A 21,038-nucleotide genomic window follows, 5' to 3' on the forward strand; every position below is an offset into this window, starting at 1 on the left:
TTGGATGCCGTGGCGTGAGTGCGGGTAGGGAGTTGGAATGCAGTCCTCAGCCAGATCTGTCATTTCGGCTGTTGGACGAGGAGCGGAGCTCCTGACCGACGTCGACTATCATCTTGCGGAAACCGCCGCGGAGAAAGAGGAGATCTACAATCTCCGCTACCGCGCCTATCTGCGGGAAGGCGCCGTCAAGCCTTCGGCGGACGAACGCGTCACCGACCGCTACGACGAACTGCCGAACGCGTGGACCTTCGGCGTCTATCTCCATGGCGAACTCTGCAGCTCGGTGCGCATCAGCGTGCTGACGTCGGAATGGCGCGAGTCCACCTCGGCCGATGTCTTCCCGGACATCCTGATGCCGCGGCTCGATCGCGGCGAGGTCATGATCGACCCGACCCGCTTCGTCGCCGATCCCGACCAGGTCAAGCGCGTTCCGGAATTGCCCTATCTGACGACCCGTCTCGCTTACATGGCCTGCGAGCACTTCAATGCCGATCTCGGCCTCGCCATCGTGCGTTCCGAGCATCAGGCCTTCTACCGCCGGGTGTTCCTGCACGAGACCATCGCCGAGCCCCGGCTGGTTCCCGGCCTCACCAAGCCGTTCGGATTGATGGCGGCGGACTTCCCGAACTTCCGCAAGAAGGTGTTCGAGCGTTATCCGATCATGCGGTCGACCGCCTTCGAGCGGCGGATGCTGTTCGGGCGCGGCGGCCAGCGCCAGGTGCCGCAGCGGCCGGTGCTCGTGGCGGACGCCGCGCACGCCTGAGTCGGCGGTTGCGCGGATGCGGCTTAGGCTTTTGAGCCTGGGCGTTTTGGCCGGCTACGGGTCGCCACACATCACGCCCTGCGCCCAAATTCCGGCGAATGCCGGCGGTTTTGCCGGTTGGCGAGGCTTGCCTTCACCCTCGTGCCACATTTACAACCCATTAACCATGACGGTTGCTTTTCGCTGGTTGGGGGCATTTGATCGGCTGAGGCAAGGTTCCGTCAAGGTTGACGGAACGTTCGCTTAACCAACCCCCTGTAGACCGGACAGCAGTGGACGAAACGTGAGCGTGGAGGCTCCGGAATGAAACATCCTATGCGTATCCTCCAGGGATTGAAGCTGGTTGCGGTACTCGCCGTCGCGCTGTCGATGGGCGCCTGCGCCAACAAGAATGCTGCGACGGACGCGATGGCCAATGCGGCGACGCCCGGCAGTCAGCAGGACTTCGTCGTCAACGTGGGCGACCGCGTATTCTTCGAAAGCGACCAGACCGATCTGACCCCGCAGGCGATCGTGACCCTGGAGAAGCAGGCGCAGTGGCTCCAGACCTATCCGCGCTACAGCTTCACCGTTGAAGGCCATGCCGACGAGCGCGGCACCCGCGAATACAACATCGCGCTCGGCGCCCGCCGCGCCCAGTCGGTGCGTTCGTTCCTCGCCTCGCGCGGCATCGATCCGAACCGCATGCGCACGATCTCCTACGGCAAGGAGCGGCCGGTCGCCGTCTGTAACGACATCTCCTGCTGGTCGCAGAACCGTCGCGCCGTCACCGTGCTGAACGCGAGCTCCTGACGCCGGACTGACACTCAGTCAGGCGCCGTTCATCTTGCAGAACTGATTATGCCGGCGCCCTCTCGGGCGCCGGTTTCGTTTCAGCAATCCGTGACAGAATCCCCGTGGTGCCAGACACATTTTTGGCGTACTCCCCCTCAATGTGTGGCGCGTCGCATGTTCCGTCGCAGGCCATTTCGCTTTCGTCGTCAGGGCAAGATGTCATCCAGATTTAAGGTCTTAACCGGCACCGTGGCCATCGCCGCGCTACTCCCCTTGTGGTCGCCCGTCTTCGCCCAGACCGATGACGATCCCGAGATGCGGATCGAGCGGCTGGAGAACCAGCTGCGGCAGCTCACCGGCCAGAACGAAGAGCTGCAATACCGCAACCGCCAGCTCGAGGAGCGGCTGCGGGCGCTCGAAGGCGGCGCGCAAGGCGCGCCCGGACAGGCGCCCAATGTCGCGGCGATGCCGCCCGCCCAGATCGGACCAGGTCAGGTCGCGCCCGGCTATCGCCAGCAGCCGCAGCAGCAGGCGGTGCAGCCGAATTACGAGCAGCCGCAGATCGCGTCTCCCGCGCCGATCGTTCAGGAGCAGCCGGCGCCCGGCGCGCCCGGGCGAAGCCGCCGCGGCGATGCGTTCGACCCGAACCAGAATCCGAGTGCGCCTGGCGCGCCGCGTGCGCTCGGCGGCGGCCAGCAGCCGATGCCCGCGGGAGCCCCGGGTGGGCGCAACGCGGGCGAGCCGCTCGATCTCTCCAACAATGGCGGTCGCTATCCGCAGGCCGCGGCGCCGGCGCAGCCTGCCTATCCGCCGGTCCAGCAGGGCAATCCCGCACCTGCCGGCGCTCCGGCCCTGACGACGCTGCCGCCCTCGGCCACCCCGCGCGACGAGTTCGACCTCGGCATCGGCTACATGCAGCGCAAGGACTATGCGCTCGCCGAGCAGACCATGAAGAATTTCGCGCAGAAATATCCAAGCGACCCGCTGCTCGGGGATGCGCAATATTGGCTCGGCGAAAGCTACTTCCAGCGCCAGCAATACCGCGACTCCGCGGAAGCATTCCTCGCCGTCACCACCAAATACGAAAAATCGGCCAAGGCCCCGGATGCGCTGCTGCGGCTCGGCCAGTCGCTCGCCGCGCTGAAGGAGAAGGAGGCCGCCTGCGCCGCCTTCGGCGAAATCGGCCGCAAATATCCGCGCGCCTCCGCCGGCGTCAAAGCCGCGGTCGACCGCGAGCAGAAGCGGGTGAAGTGCTGACCTGAACCGCAGACCTGCGGCGCCGAGCGCTGACAAGGCCGATGGCGTTGCGCTAAAACGGTGCCGGCATTGCTGGGGCAGCGTCATGTCAGACGACGACAATTCTCCGATCTCGACGCGCGAGGCGAGGCGGCTCTTCGCCGGCCTGAAGAGCGCGCCGGCGCTGGTGCTCGCCGTGTCGGGCGGCCCCGACTCGGTCGCGCTGATGTGGCTTGCAGCGCGCTGGCGGCGCAGCCTCGCGCGCGGCCCGGTTCTCACCGTCGTCACGATCGATCACGGCCTGCGGCGAGAGGCGGCGCGTGAGGCGCGTGAGGTCAAGCGGCTCGCCGCCGAGCTCGGATTGCCGCACCGGACCCTGCGCTGGCGCGGCGCAAAGCCGACGGCGGGTCTGCCGGCGGCGGCGCGCGAGGCGCGTTACCACCTGCTTGCGCAGGCCGCGCGTGCCGCCGGCGCGAGCCACGTGCTGACCGCTCACACCCGTGACGACCAGGCCGAGACCCTGTTGATGCGCCTGTTGCGCGGCAGCGGACTTGCCGGGCTGTCGGCAATGGCCTCCCACAGCCAGCGTGACGGAATCGTGCTGGCGCGTCCGCTGCTCGAGGTCCCGAAGGCGCAGCTGATCGCGACCTTGAGGCGGGCTGGAATCGGCTTTGCCGACGACCCTACCAACCGCGACACCGCCTTCACCCGGCCGCGGCTGCGTGCGCTGCTGCCGCTGCTTGCGGCCGAGGGGGGCGATGCCCGCACACTGGTGCGGCTCGCGGCCCGGCTGGCGCGGGCCAATGCGGCCGTCGAGTTGCTGGCCGACGGCGCCGAGCGTTTCCTCCATTTGCGGGATCGCGGCGATGCGTCGCAGGACGGTGTGCGAAGCTTCGAGGCCTCGGCCTTCGCGGGCCTGCCGGAGGAGGTCCGGCTGCGGCTCCTGTTGCGGGCCATCAACGCGCTCGGACATGAAGGGCCGGCGGAACTCGGCAAGGTTGAATCCCTCCTCGTGGTGCTCGACCAGGCCATCGCCGAAAGCCCTCGCGCAGGCGCAAAGGGCCGGCCGGCCCTGAGGCAGACCCTTGCGGGAGCCTTGATCAGCCTTGCCGGCGGGCGTATCCACATCGCGCCGGCGCCGGCCCGGCGTCGCAAGGGCGGATAGGCACGGACGAGGGCGGATCATGACACCGGCCGTTTCCGGGCGGCCGACGTCAGGTCACCTTAACCAGGCAGGAAAAACCCCGGCCGGGTCGCCATTATTTCAGCGGGAATCGCTCTAAGATGGGATAAATAGTCCCATCTCGTTCCCTTGGCAGCGACCGGGGCGGCACCTAAATTGTATTCGTCTAACGATGAGGATTCCTTGGGGATTTCCTCGTAGAGCCCAAGGATGAGGCCGCGATCCGCGCGACCACGAAGGAAGATCGATGAACGCCAATCTGCGCAATTTCGCCCTCTGGGTCATCATTGTCTTGCTGCTGTTGGCGTTGTTCACGCTCTTCCAGAATCCGGGGCAGCGCGCCTCCTCGCAGGACATCGCCTTCTCCCAGCTCCTGAGCGAAGTTGATCGCGGTAATGTGCGCGACGTCGTGATCCAGGGGCCGGACATCCACGGCACCTTCACCAACGGCTCGAGCTTCCAGACCTATGCGCCGAGCGATCCGACGCTGGTGAAGCGCCTCTATGACAGCAAGGTCCAGATCACCGCGAAGCCGCCCGGCGACAACGTGCCGTGGTTCGTCTCGCTGCTGGTGTCCTGGTTGCCCTTCATCGCGCTGATCGGTGTCTGGATATTCCTGTCGCGGCAGATGCAGGGCGGCGCCGGCAAGGCGATGGGCTTCGGCAAGTCGCGTGCGAAGATGCTGACCGAAGCGCACGGCCGCGTCACCTTCGAGGACGTCGCCGGCGTCGACGAGGCCAAGCAGGACCTCCAGGAGATCGTCGAATTCCTGCGCGACCCCGGCAAATTCCAGCGTCTCGGCGGTCGCATTCCGCGCGGCGTGCTGCTGGTCGGCCCTCCCGGCACCGGTAAGACCCTGATCGCGCGTGCGGTCGCGGGCGAAGCCAACGTGCCGTTCTTCACCATTTCAGGTTCGGACTTCGTCGAGATGTTCGTCGGCGTCGGCGCGAGCCGCGTCCGCGACATGTTCGAACAGGCCAAGAAGAACGCGCCCTGCATCATCTTCATCGACGAAATCGACGCGGTCGGTCGTCATCGTGGCGCAGGCCTCGGCGGTGGCAATGACGAGCGCGAGCAGACGCTGAACCAGTTGCTGGTCGAGATGGACGGCTTCGAGGCGAACGAGGGCGTGATCCTGATCGCCGCGACCAACCGTCCCGACGTGCTCGATCCCGCGCTGCTGCGTCCCGGCCGCTTCGACCGCCAGGTCGTGGTGCCCAATCCTGATGTCGTCGGCCGCGAGCAGATCCTCAAGGTTCACGTCCGCAAGGTGCCGCTGGCCCCCGATATCAACCTCAAGACCATCGCGCGCGGCACGCCCGGTTTCTCCGGCGCCGACCTGATGAACCTCGTCAACGAAGCCGCCCTCACGGCCGCACGCCGCAACAAGCGCATGGTGACCCAGGCCGAGTTCGAGGAAGCAAAAGACAAGGTGATGATGGGCGCCGAGCGCAAGTCGCTCGTCATGACTGAGGAAGAGAAGCTGCTGACGGCCTATCACGAGGGCGGTCACGCCATCGTCGGCCTCAACGTCGTCGCGACCGACCCGATCCACAAGGCGACCATCATCCCGCGCGGCCGTGCTCTTGGCATGGTCATGCAGCTGCCCGAGCGCGACAAGCTGTCGATGTCGCTGGAGCAGATGACCTCGCGGCTCGCCATCATGATGGGCGGCCGTGTCGCCGAAGAGCTGATCTTCGGTCGCGAGAAGGTGACATCGGGTGCGTCCTCCGACATCGAGCAGGCGACACGTCTGGCTCGCATGATGGTGACGCGCTGGGGTCTGTCCGAAAAGCTCGGCACCGTCTCCTACGGCGAGAACCAGGACGAGGTGTTCCTGGGCATGTCGGTCTCGCGCACGCAGAACGCTTCTGAGGCGACCGTGCAGAAGATCGACTCCGAGATCCGGCGTTTCGTGGAAGAGGGTTACAACGAAGCGACGCGCATTCTCACCGAGAAACGCGCCGATCTCGAAGCTCTCGCCAAGGGCCTGCTCGAGTTCGAGACGCTCTCCGGCGACGAGATCATCGATCTGCTCAAGGGCAAGAAGCCTAACCGTGAATCGGTGCTCGAGCCGACCACGCCGCGCGCCTCCGCGGTGCCCCCGGCCGGCAAGTCGCCGCGTCCGCGGCCCGATGCGGATCCCGGCCTGGAGCCGCAGCCGCAGGCGTAATCGCGAACGGCAGATGAGATTGCAGAACGCGGCGGAAACGCCGCGTTTTTCGTTGGCTGGTGGTTCGCGGATGCAGGGCGTCCCCGGCGCGAGCGGAGCGCGAGGCTCCCGGGGCAAACGCGGGAATCACTAAAGAAGAACTTAACGCTTGCGGCCTATTTTGGCCCGCCATGACTGACCAGGTCGTCCACAGCGCGGTTCAACCGTTTTCGGCACGTGCGGCGCTCCCCTGGGCCGTGGGCCTCGGCGTCTATGCCCTGCTGCTGGTCGTCGGGCCGTGGCTGCTTGGTGATCCCGACAGCTATTCTCATATCGAGGTCGGGCGCTGGATCATCGCGCATGGCGCGCTGCCGGAGAGCGATCCGTTTTCGTTTTCAAAGCACGGCGCGCCCTGGATCACGTTCGAATGGCTCTCGGAAATCGTCTACGCCGGAGCCTACGCATTGTGCGGCTGGCCCGGCGTCGTCGTCGTCGCGGCAGCGGCGATTGCGCTCGCCTTTGGCCTCTTCACGTTCTTCCTGCTGCGTGAGCTCTCGCCGGCCCTGACGGCCCTCATGGTGATCGCGGCCATCATCCTGCTGGCGCCGCATATGCTGGCGCGGCCGCATGTCCTCGTGCTGCCGGTGATGGTGACCTGGGCGGCTGCCCTCGTGCGCTGCATGGATCGCGGCGGGCCTCCGCCATACTGGGCGCTGCCGCTGCTGGTGCTGTGGACCAATCTGCATGGCAGCGTGGTGCTCGCGCTCGGGCTGATCGGCCCGGCGGTGCTCGAGGCGCTGCTGCGTGAGGGGCGGAGCGAATGGCCGCGCGTGCTGCTGCGATGGCTGCCCTTCTCGGCCCTTGCCCTCGCTGCGTCCTGCCTGACGCCGCATGGGCCGGAACCGCTGCTGATGCCGCTGACGACACTCGGCCTCGGCTCTGCACTCGCCTGGATCGGGGAATGGCGGCCGCAGGATTTCAGCCATGTCGGTGGATTCGAGCTGCTGCTGCTGGCCGGCATCTTCGCGCTCGCGCGCGGCGTGACGCTGCCGGTCGTGCGGGCGCTGGTGGTGATCGGCCTGCTGCATTTCGCGCTGGCACAGGTGCGCAATGCGGATCTTCTGGCCATGCTGGCGCCGCTCTATCTGGCGGCCCCCTTGGGTCGGAAGTTCGGCGGGCGGATCACGGACGACGAGGCGGGTGCGTCGCGCGGCCTGAATCTGGCCGCGCTTGGTGTGTTGATCGCGATGAGCGGGGCAGCGCTGGCGCGCGAGATACGGCCGGCTGCCGTCATCACCCCGCAGGTTGCCGTCGCTCGGGCCGAACTCGCCAAGGCGGGGCGCGTGCTGAACGATTATTCCTTCGGCGGCTATCTGATCTTCGCCGGCATTACCACCTTCATCGATGGTCGCGGCGAATTGTACGGGGGACCGTTCATCGACCGCTACAATCGGGCCCTGGCGCTGGTCGACCTCGCAGATTTTCTCAAGCTGCTCGACGACTACGACATCGGCGCGACGCTGCTCGCGCCGAAAACACCGGCAGTCGCGATGCTCGACCGGCTGCCGCAGTGGCAGCGCGTCTACAGCGACGATGTAGCTGTCGTGCACAAGCGGCGGGATCCGCCGCAGCGATAAAGTCAGGCGGTGCCGAAGGCTGCGTATTGACCGCCGAGCGACACGCCGCTCAGGGCCTCTTCGAGGCGGCGCGCCGGTTTGGTGTCCCAGGGGAGCAGCAGGAAATGGCGCGCGCCGACCTCGCGCAAGCCGCCCGCCGCCATCAGCTTTCGGGTCTTGCCGGCACTGAGCAGGACGGCGTCCCGGTCGAATTCACAGCGCGCAACGGCAAGACGTGTCAGCGGGTTGTACGGATTGTGCTCGATCACGCAGACGAGCCCACCGGGGCGTACCACCCGCCGCATCTCGGTGATGAAATGCGTCCATTCGGCCGGCACGACGTGGTGCATCACACAGACGGCCGTGACGAGATCGAAGCTGGCGTCCTCGAAAGGAAAAGTGCGGCCGTCGAACTCGCGGTACTCGACGCCGCTATTGGCCGCGCGGGCCTGCGCCAGGCTGGCCGACGAAACGTCGATGCCGCTCAACCGGCCGACGATGCCGTGCAGCAGCGGATGAAGGCTGCCGACGCCGCAGCCGACGTCCAGCATGCCGGGCCTCTCCGTGTCGAGCCGCTGCGCGATCAGGTCGCGCAGCAGATCGGCCTTCGCGCGCATGAAGAAATCATGCGGCAAGCCCGAGAAGTCGATCGAGGATTGCACGACGTCGCGATAGTTGGCGTGATAGCCGTCGAAGAGTTCAGTCATGCGCAGGGTCACTCGTTGACGGCGTGAATCGCAGGCGCGGCCGCCGCCTCGTTGCGATCGAAGCCGGCGCGCGTCTGCACCACATAGAGCGGGCGGCGCTTCACCTCGGCATGGATGCGGCCGACATAAAGTCCCACGATGCCCGTCATCAGCATGTTGATGCCGCACAGCAGGGACACGACGACCATGGTCGAGGACCAGCCGGTGACCAGATGGCTGTCATTGCTGAGCCACAACAGGATCACCCAGCCGCCGTACAGCAGAGCCAGTCCCGAAACCGTCAATCCGCACCAGATTGCGAGCCGCAGCGGCAGATCGGAAAAGCCGAGTGCGGCGTTCATCGCGAGCCGCACCATCTTGAACAGAGGGTATTTGGTTTCGCCCGCTGCGCGCTCGAGGCGGTGGAAGGCGACCTCGGCCTGCCGGAAGCCCAGCCAAGCGATCATGCCGCGCACGAAGCGGTCCTGCTCCGGCATCTGCATGAGTGCGTCGAGCACCTTGCGATCGATCAGGCGGAAATCGCCGACATCGGCGGGGATGCCGACGGAGGACATCCTGCCGAGGAGCCGGTAGAACACATGCGCAGTCGCGCGCTTGAACCGGCTTTCGCCGTCGCGCGACAGGCGGCGGGCGTGGACGACATCGTTGCCTTCCTTCCACTTCGCGATCAATTGCTCGATCACTTCCGGCGGATCCTGCAGATCGGCGTCCATGACGATGATCGCTTCACCTTGCGCGGCGTCCATGCCGGCAGTGATGGCAACCTGGTGGCCGAAGTTTCGCGACAGGCCGATATAGCGGAAGCGCGGATCGCGCTGGGCGAGCGCCTGGAGCACGATGGAGCTGGAATCGCTGCTGCCGTCGTCGACGAAGATCGCTTCTGCAGCCCCGTCGAGCCGCGACAAGACCAGGTCGAGCCGGCGCAGCAGGACCGGCAGCACGGCTTCCTCGTTGAACACGGGGATGACAAGGCTGTAGCGGATCGATCTGGAATTGGCCGCCATGCGAGAGATTCCGGCTGGGTTCAGGGGCGGAAGTCTAGTTCACCGGTGGTTAAGGTCGCCTTGCTGCAACCGTTAAGGATTGGGCGGCCGGGGCGACTGAGGGAGGCGGAATGGGCGCGATGACTGATGATCAACCTTGCGGTGCCGCCGCAGCGTCGGTTGAGGGCCTGCGGTGGATCTTGTAGAGAACAAATCGCTCCGAGGTATCCAGCACCTCAAGCAGGTCAGGCAGCGGGTTCGCAGCCGGCGGCCCAAGCACGTAGAGATAATCGAAATCCCGGTACCAGGTGCGGACGAACGGCGGAACGCCTGCCGGCGATTGGTTCGTCGCGATCGCGGCAAGCAGCTCCGACGGCACCGGTCCCCCATAGGGAATGGCAAGATTGCGCACGCCCTCGCGTGGCCGCACGGGCTGCTTGCCCGCTTCCGTGAAGAGATTGGGCACGAACGCGTTGGCGTAATGCACGGCCAGCGTCGGTGCATAATACATCGGATACGAGGTGAGGTCGGCGAAGGGCGGGTCGCCATTGTCGCCCATGCTGCCAACGAGGACGCGCGAGCCGCGCTCGATCTTCTGGAACGACGCGATGATCGCCGCATAGTCGGCGCGGTAGGGCAGCCACACCGCGAGGACGATGGCAAGATTGATAAGTATGATGCTGCTGATCGCGGCGAGCGCGGCTGTTCTCCAGGCACGGCTCGGCAGCGTCAGCGAGCTGAAGGCGGGCAGGATCAGGGCTGCTGCGGGAATGACGCGAAGGTCGACAAACGCGGTTCCAAACAGCTTCGAAGGAATGACGAGGTAAAGCAGCGCAAAGCCGATCGCGAGCCAGGTCCCGGCCGGCGCGAGCCTGAGGACGCCGCGCCGTGCGGCGAACAGCAAGGAGATCATCAGCGCCAGGCCGGTCGCGGCCGCTGCGGTCAGATTGTAGCCGTTCAGGATGCGCAACGGCCAGACGGGCTTGAATCCGAAGAACCAGCTCGTCCCTTCGCTTCCGATCGAGCCCGCGGTCATTTGCATGATCCCGAACAACACGAGCGCCGGCAGGGCCAGCGCGCCGAGCCGCGCGGCCGCGACCCGGTACGCTATTCCCTGCCGACGAATGCGCGAGAGCTCGTAGAGGCCAAGCGTCGCGCCGTAGATGCCGAGCGAGAAGAAATGCGCCGCATACAGCGCGGCGACGAACAGCATGTTGGCAACGAAGCGCAGCGGCCAGGGGCCCTCGGCCAGCAACAGGTAGATCGCGATGCCTGAGAGAGCGAGGCCGAGTCCGAACTCGAAATTCACGAAGCCCCAGCTGAACGGCAGACAATAGAGGACAGCGAGCGCAGCGAAGCCGGCGAGCTGGACCCGACCCTTTCGGGCCCATTCCAGCAGCAGCGCACCCCCGACGATCAGCAATTGGCTCAGCAGCAGAAACAGCCGCGTGGCGTTCTCGACGCTCATCAGCCGCGCCAGCTGCGGCACCAGCAGATCCATTCCAAGGTTGGGATAGAAGGCCCAGGCCACCTCGTAATGCGGATTGGCGTCGGGAGTGCCGTTCTGGCTCAGAATGTACATGCGGGCGAGGTGATTGGGATAATCCACCATCGCTGGAATGGGGGTCATCAGCACCGGCAGAAACGAGACGGCCGCCAGCACCGCCAGAACGGCGATCGCCACGGACCGCTCCGAGCCGAACCGAGCCGGGATTGTCAAAGTCGGCCTGTCAAAAGAAGACATGTCGCGGGATCGCCGGGGTTTGAGCGCATGGGTCGTGTCCGCGGCACATTCGCTCAAGGTTACGCGTGCGTGCCCTCACGTGGGTGCTCACTTCAAGGGCGTCGCGGGCGCGCTGTCGGCATGGTCTCGCACATGGATCACGGCGATGTCGTCCGTATAGATCCGCTTCCAGCCCTTGAGCTGGTCGAGGATCTGCGGGCCCGGCGCATCGGCAACCAGGAGCGTCGCGTCGATCTTGTACTCGTCGAGCAGGCGAGGCAGCAGCTCGGGCTTCTTGCCTTCCGTCGCCTTGAAGAAATCCATGACGAATTTCTCGCCATAGAGCTCGGCACGGCCGTCGACGAAGACCGGAATGTTGCGCGAGATCAGATAGCCGCCGAACTGGTAGGCATTGAAGATGCGCTGCACCTTGCGTTGCTCGAGCAGATCGACGGCCGCAACCGGCGTATGCGTCGTCGTGAAGGCGAAGCGGTGGTGCCCCATGTAGAGCGACGTCGAGGTCCAGCTCGCCGCCACGATCATCAGCGCGCCAAGCGCGGTGACAGTGCGGGCCGGCCAGCGCCCCGCATTGGCGGCGTCAGGCGCCGGGCGCGGGAACATCTCGCCGAGCGGCTTTGCCAGCACCAGCGGCACCAGGAACGCAAATGCCTCGATGCTCCTGACATGGGTCAGCGCGCTCCAGGTCAGGAACAGGATCAGGAAGATCCGGGGCGCCGACAGCACCAGGCCGCGATAATAGCCGAATGCGATCAAGCCGAGCAGGGCGCCTTCGAACGCCGTGAAGGTGGAGAAGTTCGCAGGCATCCATTCGAAGATCAGCGACAGCAGCTCGCCGAGGCCGAGGATGTTGGTCGCGCCCAGCAGCGTCCGCCAGCCATACGGCGTGAGGCAACTCGCGACCAGCGCGCCGATTCCGAACAATACCCAGCGCATGAACAGGGCAAGACGTCGTCCCTTCTCGGCATGCTCGACGGCCTCGAGCGAGATCGGGCCGATCAGCGCGAGGCCCAGCACGAAGCCGCCATGCAAATTGGCCCAGAGCGCCATCAACGGCAGCCAATACCAGGACGGCGCGCTCTTGCGGTCGGCAGCCGCCATCAGCACGCCGACCCACGCCACCATGACCGGCAGCGCCAGGATATGCGGACGCGCCAGCACGTGATGGGTCGACAGCAGCAGCGCCAGCATCGCGAACAGCACTGCGCGTGGGGCCTCGATCTGCGCGTCGAGCAGATAGACGAAGATCGCGACCGTGATCGCGACCGCGACCGCGGTGAGGATGACGGGGCCTGCCCAGTCCAATTGCGCATGGGACCAGGCGAACAGGACCTGCGACAGCCACGACGTCGACATCCATGGCGCGCCCGTGCGCGTGAAGGAATAGAAGTCGGTGGTGGGCATGGCGTGGTGGTCGAGGATCCACTGCCCGATCTTGACCTGCCAGAACGTGTCGGAGTCCTGGAGCCGGGTGTCGCCGAGGTAGAGGAAGAACAGATAGACGCCGGCGCCGACGCACAGCGGCACCAGCGCTCGCGCGCGGCTCTGCGCCGCGATGCTGTTGGCAAGGGAAAGGGACATGCCGCCTCGTCGTCCTGTTGTTCTTGTCGGTCGGGCACGGTCCGGAGCCGGAGTTGGCGCAATGTGCGGCGCGGTTTCCGGGAGGATCATGCTCGAACAATCACCTGAAGCGCGATGAATGATTCATCGCGTCGCGCGTCAGTCCGGGCGAGCGGCATTGGACCACGGGCGATCATAACTTCGGGTAAACTGGCCGGTCACGCCGGCTTCATGTCCCGACAATTTAACGGATTGTTTTAGATTTCGATTTACCATCGACGAATACACGCAAACCGCTTGGTGTTTACGCAGTCGAATTAACTGCGGCGCAATTCTTTGCCTCTACGTTCGGTTCCATGGTCGGGCGGCGCTGGGAAGCCGGAAAGACCAGATCAGTTGTAGCCTCGTGTACTCATTTGGAGCACTCTATGAAGAACCTCGTTGCGCGTTTCCTGAAGGATGAATCCGGCGCCACCGCCATTGAATACGGCCTGATCGCTGCCGGCATCGCGCTGGCGATCATCACCGTCGTCAACAACCTCGGCACCACGCTGAACACCAAGTTCACCGCGATCTCGACCAGCCTCAAGTAAGACTGGACGAACCAGAGATTTTCGAGAGCCCCGTCCTGACGGGGCTCTTTTCTTTTGGGCGAAGCTTGGGCAGTTCGGCCGTCAGTTCAATCAGTCAGTGTTCCTGGGCGAGGGTGGCCAGCCCGGTTGACGGCGTGGTTGCGGCCGACGCGCGCGGCGCGCTCCTGCAGCCAAAGTAGAATTTCGCGGCCCAGATCGAGGCTGCTGCGAGCGCGACACCGGCCGCGACGTCGATGACGTAATGCGCGCCGATCACCGGCGTCGCCGCGATCATCGACAAACTGAGCGCAGCCGCGATGCCGCCGAGCCACCGCACCGGCCACAGCGCCCACATGTACAGCACGGCCGATGCCGCGTGAAAGCTCGGAAAAGAGACGATGCCGGAGAGCGAGAACAGCCGCAGCTGTTGCAGGCTGCCGTCCCGAAGCGCGAGGATGTCGCGCAGTTGTCCGGCATAGACCGTGGTGTCGATCTCGGGCAAATGCGCGGCCGGCAGATTCAGTGCGTAATAGGTGCCGATCGCGGGCACCACGGCGGAGATCGTGATGGTGACCGCGAGCGCGAGGCTCATCGCGAGCATGAACAATTGCAGCCGCACATAGCGCCCCGTCAGCGCCAGCACGACGGGAATGCCGAGCAGCGGAAACTTGATCAGTGCGTAGGCGCGCGCCATGCAGATCGCGAGCCAGGGATGATCGTTGACGTAGCGCGCGATCGGTTCCGGATCGAGGCCCAACGCCCGGTCGATCGCCAGCAGCGCATGGTCCTCGAGCGGCCAGTTCAGCTTGCCCGCGACGTAACTCAATGGTCCGACGATCGCGCAGGTGAGAATGACTTGTCCGATGGTGCCGAGTGAAAACACCAGCTTCGGATCCGCAAGCTCGCCTTTGACGATCCGGTGGCCATAGGCAACCGCGAGCAGCACCGTGGCGATCGCCATGGTCACGCCGTAGGCGACCGGCTCGAGCCTCAGCCCGGTCGAGGCAAGGCCGAGCGCCAGCAGCGTCCCCATCCCGAGCATCGGAAACCAGTTGAGGTGGAAAAGCTGCCAGGCGGTCCGGGCGTCCGTGTCGAGCATCGTGCACTGAGGGAATTGCATTGCCCCCGTACAGTTACGGACCGGCTTTAAGATCCCGGTAAGAAGTGTGGTTATCGGACTTACAACCACTGCCTGTTATTTTTAGTGTTTAAATCGCGGCCTCTCTGGGCCGACGCTCCAAGCATTTCCCATCTTGTCATCCCTCCTGAATAGTTGTTCAGTCCTTGCGGGGCGATTTGCATCGAATTGAGTGGCGAAGCGTTTAGCCGCAGGGCGTGCGGCGGCGTGTGGGACAGGAAGCGCGCCATGGTTTATCGGCGGACGCATCAAGTGGTGAAGCGCCTTGCGGCGCGGCGCAGTGCAATCTTGACGGCGGCACGGGAGACTGCGGCTGAAGGCGGTATGGCGGCCGTGCAGATCGCACCGGTCGCGGTCCGGGCCAATGTCGCGGCGGGCACAGTCTACCGCTACTTCCCCTCCAAGGCCGAGCTGATCTCCGAACTCATTGCCGAGGTTTCCCGCGACGAGCTCGCCGCGATCCGCCGGGCTGCCGATGCCGCGCCGGGGCCGTCCTCGGCGCTGGCAGCGGCCGTGACGACCGTAGCGGTCCACACCCTGTCGCAGCGGCGGCTGGCCTGGGGCATTCTGGCCGAACCCGTCGATGTCGATGTCAGTGCCTCGCGCGTGGCCAGCCGGCGCGAGATCGCGGGCGAGATGGCTGCCCGGATCGACGCTGCGGTGCGCGCCGGTCACCTGCCGGCGCAGGACACCGCGCTCGCCGCCACCGCCTTGCTCGGCGCGCTGCATGAAGCCCTGGTCGGGCCACTCGCGCCCGACAATCTCGACGATCCCGTCAAGATGCGCGACGCAGTGCAGACCGTGACCCTGCTGGCGCTGCGTGCGGTCGGCGTCATGGACGCCCGCGCCAGGGGTCTCGTGGTGCAGCAGACGCTGCTGCCGACCGCAAAGGCGCTGGTTGGGGCGTAAAATCGCCTTGCGAACGAGTGGCCGGCCTGAGGCGCTCAGGTCGTTGACCGAGCGAGCTTTTTCGCAAAATCGCAGCAGGCTCGCCGAACCCTCCGGCTACTGTGCATGGGGTTGTTTTTCGACTTTTAGTTTGGCGTGCCCTGGCGGGGCCTACATGTTCGCGTCGCCCTCGGGGCCGACCGAGGCGATGCGCACCATGTTGGTGGTGCCGGGGATGCCGAGCGGCACGCCGGCGACGATGATGACGCGCTGGCCGGCGCGGACGAAGCCGTCCCGGAACGCGATCTGGCCGGCGCGGCTGACCATGTCGTCCTGATCGCGCGCGTCCTCCGCCACCACGCAATGCACGCCCCACACCACCGCGAGCCGGCGGCCGGCGGTGATGTTCGGCGTGATCGCCACGATCGGCGGCTTCGGCCGCTCGCGCGCCACCCGCACCGCTGTCGAGCCCGATGAGGTCCAGCAGATCAAGGCCGGAAGGTCGAGCGTCTCGGCGATCTGCCGCGCGGCGTCGGCAATGGCGTCGCCTGCGGTGGATTCTGGCGCGGGGCGCTGCGCGGTGAGCACGGAACGATAAATCGGGTCGCGCTCGACCTCCTCGCCGATGCGGTTCATGGTCGAGACCGCCTCGACCGGAAATTTGCCGGCCGCCGATTCCGCCGACAGCATGATGGCGTCGGCGCCCTCATAGACCGCCGTGGCGACGTCGGAGACTTCAGCGCGGGTCGGCACCGGCGACTGGATCATCGACTCCAGCATCTGGGTTGCGATCACCACCGGCTTGCCGGCACGGCGCGCCATCCGCGTCATCTGCTTCTGCAGGCTCGGCACGCGCTCGAGCGGCAATTCGACGCCGAGATCGCCGCGCGCCACCATCAGCGCGTCGGAGGCTTCGAGGATGTCGGCAAGACGGTCGATTGCCTGCGGCTTCTCGATCTTGGCCATGACAGCGGCGCGGCCGCGGATCATCTTCTTGGCTTCGATGACGTCGTCGGCGCGCTGCACGAAGGACAGCGCGATCCAGTCGACGCCGGTCACCAGTGCGGCCTCCAGGTCGGCGCGATCCTTCGGCGTCATGGCCGAGACCGCGAGGTCCGTATCGGGAAGGCTGACGCCCTTGCGATCGGACATCCGGCCGCCGACCACCACGCGCGTCACCGCGTGCTCTTTCGAGGTCTCCTCCGCGATCAGCCGCACCTTGCCGTCGTCGAGCAGCAGCGCGTGGCCGGGCCGCAGCGCGGCCAGGATTTCCGGATGCGGAAGATGGACACGCGTGGAATCGCCGGGGGTCTTATCGGAATCCAGCGTGAAGGTCTGGCCGTTCTGCAGCTGCACCGAGCCTTCGGCGAAGGCGCCGAGCCTCAGCTTCGGGCCCTGGAGGTCGACCAGGATACCGATCGGCCGCCCATAGCTGCTCTCGACGTTGCGTATCGTCGCCACCAGCTCCCGCATCTTGTCATGCGGCGTGTGGCTCATGTTGATGCGAAACAGGTCGGCGCCGGCTTCGAACAGGCGGCGGATCATCGCGAGGTCTGAAGAGGCCGGTCCGAGCGTCGCGAGAATCTTGATACGGCGAAGACGCCTCATGGCTTACTTCCAGACGGTGGCGGGGGAGCTGGCGGGAGGCCAGGCGCGGCGGGGGGCGTACCACCGGGCGGGCCATTGGGCAAACCCGGAACCCCGCCACCCGGGCCAACCGGGCCCGGCAGGCCGGGCACACGCTGCTGCTGCGACGGCTGCTCGTTGGCGTCGGTGAGCTGCACCGTCCAGGCCCGCTGCTCGCCGGTGTCGACCTCGAAATAGCCGGTCCGGTCGTAGCCCCGCGCGAGGCAATCCTCGGTGCCGCGGATGGTGAACTCCTTGTCGCGCGAGCACATGAAAGCCTGCCCCGACCACTCGCCGCCGCGGTCGTAGTCGATCGCGTAGATGTAATAGTAACGGGCGACCAACGTTCCCCGCAGCAGGGTCTCGCAGGAGCGGGACGAGATGTTCCACCAGCCTTCGGTGGTCCAGCCCTCGGCATCCTTGTAGCCGAGCGCAATGCCGACCCGGCTCGAGGTGTTGTTGCAGAGACGGAAATCGGCGGAGGCCGGGGTGGCGTAAAGGCACAGCAAAGCAACCACCAGCACCGGGACCAACCGGGCGAGCAGGCGAAGCGGGGAGCGGGGAGATTCGGCGATCATTGTCGCGGAAGCTATATCAGATCATTGACGATTTGGCGTAGGGGACGAGGAACTGCCTCGAGGGGTTCGGGTCCGTTTGCGCCGGGATATGGCAAAATCTGTGACAGGACCCACCTGATCCCGTAAGGGTGACCAGCACCGGGGCAGGCCCAAGGGATATAGCCATGGCAATCGACGACAAAACCAGAACGGAGCTCGAGGCGGCCGCTTTCCGGCATCTGGTCGAACATCTGAAGACGCGGTCCGACGTCCAGAACATCGACCTCATGAATCTGGCGGGTTTTTGCCGCAACTGCCTGTCCAATTGGCTCAAGGAGGCCGCCGACGCGCAAGGCGTCGCCTTGAGCAAGGACGAGAGCCGGGAGGCCGTCTACGGCATGCCCTATGAGACCTGGAAGTCGAAATACCAGGGCTCAGCTACGCCCGAGCAGCTTGATACGATGAAGAAGGTCCACCCCCACGGCCACGGCCACGGGCACTAAGCGGTCCTGCGAAGCCACGCCTGAGTCGCATCACACAACAGCTTTCTCGGCCTCGCCGCAGGAAGGTGTGGGCGCGCTGTGGACGAGCGCGATGCTGCCTTGAACGCAGTCGGTACGGACCCTAAGGGTCTACCAGCACGCGCGGTGAGGGATGCCGGCGTCACCTCGTTTTGCCAGTTCCATTGGGAGTACCTAGATGGCCACCTCCGCCGCCGTCCGCGACGACGAGCCCGCGACGAAATTTGCCAAGGACCAGCTCAAGTCCATCATCGAGCGCATCGAGCGGCTGGAGGAAGAGAAGAAGGCGATCTCCGACGACATCCGCGACGTCTATGCCGAGAGCAAGGGCAACGGCTACGACGTCAAGGCGCTGCGCACCATCGTGCGCATGCGCAAGCAGGATCCCAACGAGCGCGCCGAGGCCGAGACCATTCTCGAGACCTACATGCAGGCGCTCGGCATGATCTGAGGCGCGTCGCTTCGATCATCACTGCCGTAGCCCGGATGGAGCGATAGCGAAATCCGGGTTCTTGCTGTGGGGACGCGTTCCCGGATGACGCTTGCGCTCCATCCGGGCTACAAATTGCGCGTGTTTCGTTCGTGAACGGAGACGTGAATGACCGCGCCACCGCCGCCGCGCGAGGTAAGCCGCGCCTTCGGCGCTCTTCCCGTACCGATCGGCAAGCGGCTGCTTCAGGTGCGCGCGCTCATCTTCGCGACCGCCGCGGCGCATGACGAGGTCGGCCGGCTCACCGAGACTCTGAAATGGGGCGAGCCGGCTTATCTGACCGACGAGACCGGCAGCGGCTCGACGATCCGGCTCGGCCGCGTCAAGGGCTCCGCACACGCTGCCATCCTGTTCAATTGCCAGACGACGCTGATCGATAGCTTCCGCGAACGCTTTCCCGATCGTTTCGAGTACCGGCAGACGCGGGCGGTGTTGTTGCCGGTGGCGGGCAGGCTGCCGAAGCGGGAATTATCCGTCTGCCTGTCGTTGGCGCTGACGTATCATCTGGGCCGGCGGGGAACGAAGGCGAAATCGGCGCAATTGTAATCCGGATGAGCGAAGCGATATCCGGATGTCAGCGCGCACAACTGTCCCGGATGTCTACGCGCTCGTCCGGGCTACCAGACGAATTCGCGGAGGGAGCTCGGCGTCTCAGCGCAACGCGGCCGTGCGCATGACGAACGACGTCGTCTGGAGCTTCGCGGTCGCGCTGCCCGAAAAACTGTCGCAGGACAGGCCGTGCATCGGGTCGTCGGCGAAGCCCATCGCGATCACGGCCTGCGGCTTGACGAAATAGCCGCGCAGCGCGGCCGTATCGAGCTCGCCCAACAGCGTGACCGACATCGCGCGGCTGGCGCTCGGGGACAGCATCACGATCTTGAGCCAGATGCTCTCGCTCTTGGCGGCGGAGAGGCGGGTAGCGGTCGCGACCGCGCCGTCGACGTTCTTGCCGACCACCGTGTTGATTTCGGTGGCCTGAGCGACGCTGCGCGATGTGGGACGGGCCGAGCGCGGGATCGGCGCCGAGGCGGCGACGACGTTGGCGCGGTCGACCGGGGAGGCGGCCGGTGCGTAAGCCAGCGCCTGAAGGGCGGCGTTGGGCAGGCTCGCGGTTGCCTGCGGATCGGTGGCAGAGGCGAGCGCTTGGCGCGCCTTCAGAGCCGCGATTTGCGCCGGCGTCGCCTGCTGCGGCGCGGCCGGGACATCATCCCAGAAGCCGCGGGCATTGATGATGTCGGCCGGGGTCTCCGGCTTGCCGTCCGCAGATTTGGGGGCCGGCTTGTCAGCCACGGCCGCGGGCTTCGGCTTGGGCGGCGCAACGAGTTGCGCGTCGGCCGAGGCGAGCTGGATCGTGGCGGCGATCTGCGGCTTGGCGCGCGGCGTCGGCACCGGCTCGGCGGGCTTGGCTGCGGCTGCGACCACGGTCGGCGCGGCTGCCGGCTTGACGGTCGGGGCGGGCGCGCCCTCGTCATCCTCGTCGCTGCTGGCGGCCGGGGCCGGCTTGCCCTTGAACAAGGCGGCGAAGAAATTCGGCTTGCTGCCGGAATCGTCGGCATTGCCGCGCCGCTCGATCTCGGCCTTGGCGAGCTCATAGCCCTTCAGCGGCACGCCGTCGGTCGGCAGATGCACCGTCTTGCCGTCCGGGAAGACGCGGGCGAGCTGGTCATGCGTCATGCGCGGCCAGTGCCGGACACTGCCGGTGTCCAGATGCACGAAGGGCGATCCGGAGGTCGGATAGAAGCCGACGCCGCCGCGCTGCAGGCGCAGGCCGGCGAAACGGATCTGCTCCAGCGGCACGCCCGGAATGTAGAAGTCCATCGCATGTCCCAGCATGTGCTGGCTGGCGCGTGCCACCCCGGAGGAGCGGCGGCGGAGCATGGCGTTGGTGGCGGGGGAGCGGTAGGAGGAGATGATCTGGATCGGCTGCTTGGCGTCGACGTCGCGGTAGACGTCCCAGAGGATGTCGAAGAGGTGACGGTCCATGACCGTCTCGTCCTGGGTGCGCCAGTCGCGCAGGAAGTGATTGAGCTGCTTCAGCGCCGCCTCGTCGTAGCGGCCCTCGCGCTTGAAGGTGACGGTCAGGTCTTCGCCGGAATGGGTGTGGTGGAAGGAGAGCGTCTTGGTTTCGCTCAGCGCGGCGGCGTTATGGACCGAACCCGCGGCAGCAAGCAGCAATACGCCAGCGAGGCCGATCCGGGATCCGGCCTTCATGCCCGCGTGGGACAACGACAGCACAGTAAATCGGCGTGCGAGACTAGTCAGCACGTGAGAGCCCACCCAGTCGACCAGCGTTCAAAATGGACTCTTCCGCCAACCCCGTTAGCGCGCGAAAGAGGGTGAACGCTTTCTTAAAGCGAGAAGGTTAATTCGAGGTTGACCTTCCCGCCCCCAAACCAAGCCAGAATACTGACCTAACCGGGTGAGTGTGGCAAAAAAACGCCCGCTGCCCCGAGCGAGGTGGACAATGGTTAACGTTAAACGGCCCCATCCATGGGATGGGGCCGTTGATTTCGTTGCGGAATTCAGAAAAC

At 65.8% G+C, this 21,038-nt stretch carries 19 protein-coding genes; 11 read left to right on the forward strand and 8 right to left on the reverse strand.

All coding sequences use genetic code 11. The annotated features are described in order from the left end of the window. The first annotated feature begins 37 nt into the window (after window positions 1-37). The 6 genes from C7G42_RS06435 (at window position 38) to C7G42_RS06460 (ending at window position 7,745) form a co-directional block, all read left to right on the forward strand. Window positions 38-763 (forward strand): N-acyl amino acid synthase FeeM domain-containing protein, encoded by a 726-nt coding sequence (locus C7G42_RS06435; protein WP_106948158.1) that lies wholly within the window; start codon window positions 38-40, stop codon window positions 761-763. Window positions 764-1,066: 303 nt separating this feature from the next. Next, the gene (gene pal, locus C7G42_RS06440) at window positions 1,067-1,555 is read left to right on the forward strand and encodes a peptidoglycan-associated lipoprotein Pal (protein ID WP_018317777.1); all 489 of its coding nucleotides are present in this window, start codon (window positions 1,067-1,069) and stop codon (window positions 1,553-1,555) included. A gap of 198 nt (window positions 1,556-1,753) precedes the next feature. Further along, window positions 1,754-2,794, forward strand: coding sequence for a tol-pal system protein YbgF (gene ybgF / locus C7G42_RS06445; RefSeq protein ID WP_199580677.1), 1,041 nt, complete (start codon window positions 1,754-1,756; stop codon window positions 2,792-2,794). A gap of 85 nt (window positions 2,795-2,879) precedes the next feature. Next, the gene (gene tilS, locus C7G42_RS06450; RefSeq protein WP_106948160.1) at window positions 2,880-3,938 is read left to right on the forward strand and encodes a tRNA lysidine(34) synthetase TilS; all 1,059 of its coding nucleotides are present in this window, start codon (window positions 2,880-2,882) and stop codon (window positions 3,936-3,938) included. 265 nt (window positions 3,939-4,203) lie between these two features. Next, window positions 4,204-6,129 (forward strand): ATP-dependent zinc metalloprotease FtsH, encoded by a 1,926-nt coding sequence (ftsH, locus tag C7G42_RS06455; protein WP_094976867.1) that lies wholly within the window; start codon window positions 4,204-4,206, stop codon window positions 6,127-6,129. A 170-nt stretch (window positions 6,130-6,299) separates the two neighbouring features. Next, a complete protein-coding gene (locus C7G42_RS06460; protein ID WP_106948161.1) occupies window positions 6,300-7,745 on the forward strand; it encodes a hypothetical protein in 1,446 nt (481 codons plus the stop codon). A gap of 2 nt (window positions 7,746-7,747) precedes the next feature. On the opposite strand, the gene C7G42_RS06465 is transcribed toward C7G42_RS06460, so the two are convergent. From C7G42_RS06465 to C7G42_RS06480, 4 genes are all read right to left on the reverse strand, one after another. Continuing rightward, window positions 7,748-8,431, reverse strand: a complete 684-nt coding sequence (locus tag C7G42_RS06465; RefSeq protein WP_199580678.1) for a class I SAM-dependent methyltransferase — start codon at window positions 8,429-8,431, stop codon at window positions 7,748-7,750. Between the two features lie 8 nt (window positions 8,432-8,439). After that, on the reverse strand, window positions 8,440-9,435 hold the full coding sequence (locus tag C7G42_RS06470; protein ID WP_106948163.1) for a glycosyltransferase family 2 protein: 996 nt from the start codon (window positions 9,433-9,435) through the stop codon (window positions 8,440-8,442). Between the two features lie 130 nt (window positions 9,436-9,565). Then, entirely contained in the window at window positions 9,566-11,158 is a 1,593-nt protein-coding gene (locus C7G42_RS06475; protein WP_106948164.1) for a hypothetical protein, read from the reverse strand. Between the two features lie 87 nt (window positions 11,159-11,245). Next, on the reverse strand, window positions 11,246-12,736 hold the full coding sequence (locus C7G42_RS06480; RefSeq protein WP_106948165.1) for a hypothetical protein: 1,491 nt from the start codon (window positions 12,734-12,736) through the stop codon (window positions 11,246-11,248). A 407-nt stretch (window positions 12,737-13,143) separates the two neighbouring features. Here C7G42_RS06480 and C7G42_RS06485 point away from each other — a divergent pair, with 407 nt between their 5' ends. Continuing rightward, window positions 13,144-13,308 carry a Flp family type IVb pilin gene (locus tag C7G42_RS06485; protein WP_094976876.1) on the forward strand — a complete coding sequence of 55 codons (165 nt, stop codon included), beginning with the start codon at window positions 13,144-13,146 and terminating at the stop codon, window positions 13,306-13,308. A 94-nt stretch (window positions 13,309-13,402) separates the two neighbouring features. Here C7G42_RS06485 and C7G42_RS06490 read toward each other — a convergent pair whose 3' ends face one another. Continuing rightward, on the reverse strand, window positions 13,403-14,386 hold the full coding sequence (locus C7G42_RS06490) for a phosphatase PAP2 family protein (protein WP_106948166.1): 984 nt from the start codon (window positions 14,384-14,386) through the stop codon (window positions 13,403-13,405). A 267-nt stretch (window positions 14,387-14,653) separates the two neighbouring features. Here C7G42_RS06490 and C7G42_RS06495 point away from each other — a divergent pair, with 267 nt between their 5' ends. Continuing rightward, window positions 14,654-15,334 carry a TetR/AcrR family transcriptional regulator gene (locus tag C7G42_RS06495; RefSeq protein WP_106948877.1) on the forward strand — a complete coding sequence of 227 codons (681 nt, stop codon included), beginning with the start codon at window positions 14,654-14,656 and terminating at the stop codon, window positions 15,332-15,334. A 150-nt stretch (window positions 15,335-15,484) separates the two neighbouring features. Here C7G42_RS06495 and pyk read toward each other — a convergent pair whose 3' ends face one another. Then, window positions 15,485-16,921 (reverse strand): pyruvate kinase, encoded by a 1,437-nt coding sequence (gene pyk / locus C7G42_RS06500; RefSeq protein ID WP_106948167.1) that lies wholly within the window; start codon window positions 16,919-16,921, stop codon window positions 15,485-15,487. Further along, on the reverse strand, window positions 16,918-17,517 hold the full coding sequence (locus C7G42_RS06505; RefSeq protein ID WP_106948168.1) for a DUF1036 domain-containing protein: 600 nt from the start codon (window positions 17,515-17,517) through the stop codon (window positions 16,918-16,920). The genes pyk and C7G42_RS06505 overlap by 4 nt, the downstream gene beginning before the upstream one ends. 164 nt (window positions 17,518-17,681) lie before the next feature. Between C7G42_RS06505 and C7G42_RS06510 the strand changes: the two genes are divergently transcribed. The 3 genes from C7G42_RS06510 to C7G42_RS06520 all read left to right on the forward strand — a co-directional run bounded on the left by C7G42_RS06510 (window position 17,682) and on the right by C7G42_RS06520 (window position 19,053). Further along, a complete protein-coding gene (locus C7G42_RS06510) occupies window positions 17,682-17,999 on the forward strand; it encodes a DUF1244 domain-containing protein (RefSeq protein ID WP_106948169.1) in 318 nt (105 codons plus the stop codon). Window positions 18,000-18,195: 196 nt separating this feature from the next. Next, a complete protein-coding gene (locus C7G42_RS06515; RefSeq protein ID WP_008136868.1) occupies window positions 18,196-18,468 on the forward strand; it encodes a DUF2312 domain-containing protein in 273 nt (90 codons plus the stop codon). 147 nt (window positions 18,469-18,615) lie between these two features. After that, window positions 18,616-19,053: a DUF1801 domain-containing protein gene (locus C7G42_RS06520; RefSeq protein WP_106948170.1), complete on the forward strand. Its 438-nt coding sequence runs from the start codon at window positions 18,616-18,618 to the stop codon at window positions 19,051-19,053. A 105-nt stretch (window positions 19,054-19,158) separates the two neighbouring features. Here C7G42_RS06520 and mepK read toward each other — a convergent pair whose 3' ends face one another. Then, window positions 19,159-20,784, reverse strand: a complete 1,626-nt coding sequence (gene mepK, locus C7G42_RS06525; protein ID WP_106948171.1) for a peptidoglycan L,D-endopeptidase MepK — start codon at window positions 20,782-20,784, stop codon at window positions 19,159-19,161. Between the last annotated feature and the right edge of the window lie 254 nt (window positions 20,785-21,038).

This window comes from Bradyrhizobium sp. MOS003 (genome assembly GCF_003020125.1).
Lineage (GTDB): Bacteria > Pseudomonadota > Alphaproteobacteria > Rhizobiales > Xanthobacteraceae > Bradyrhizobium.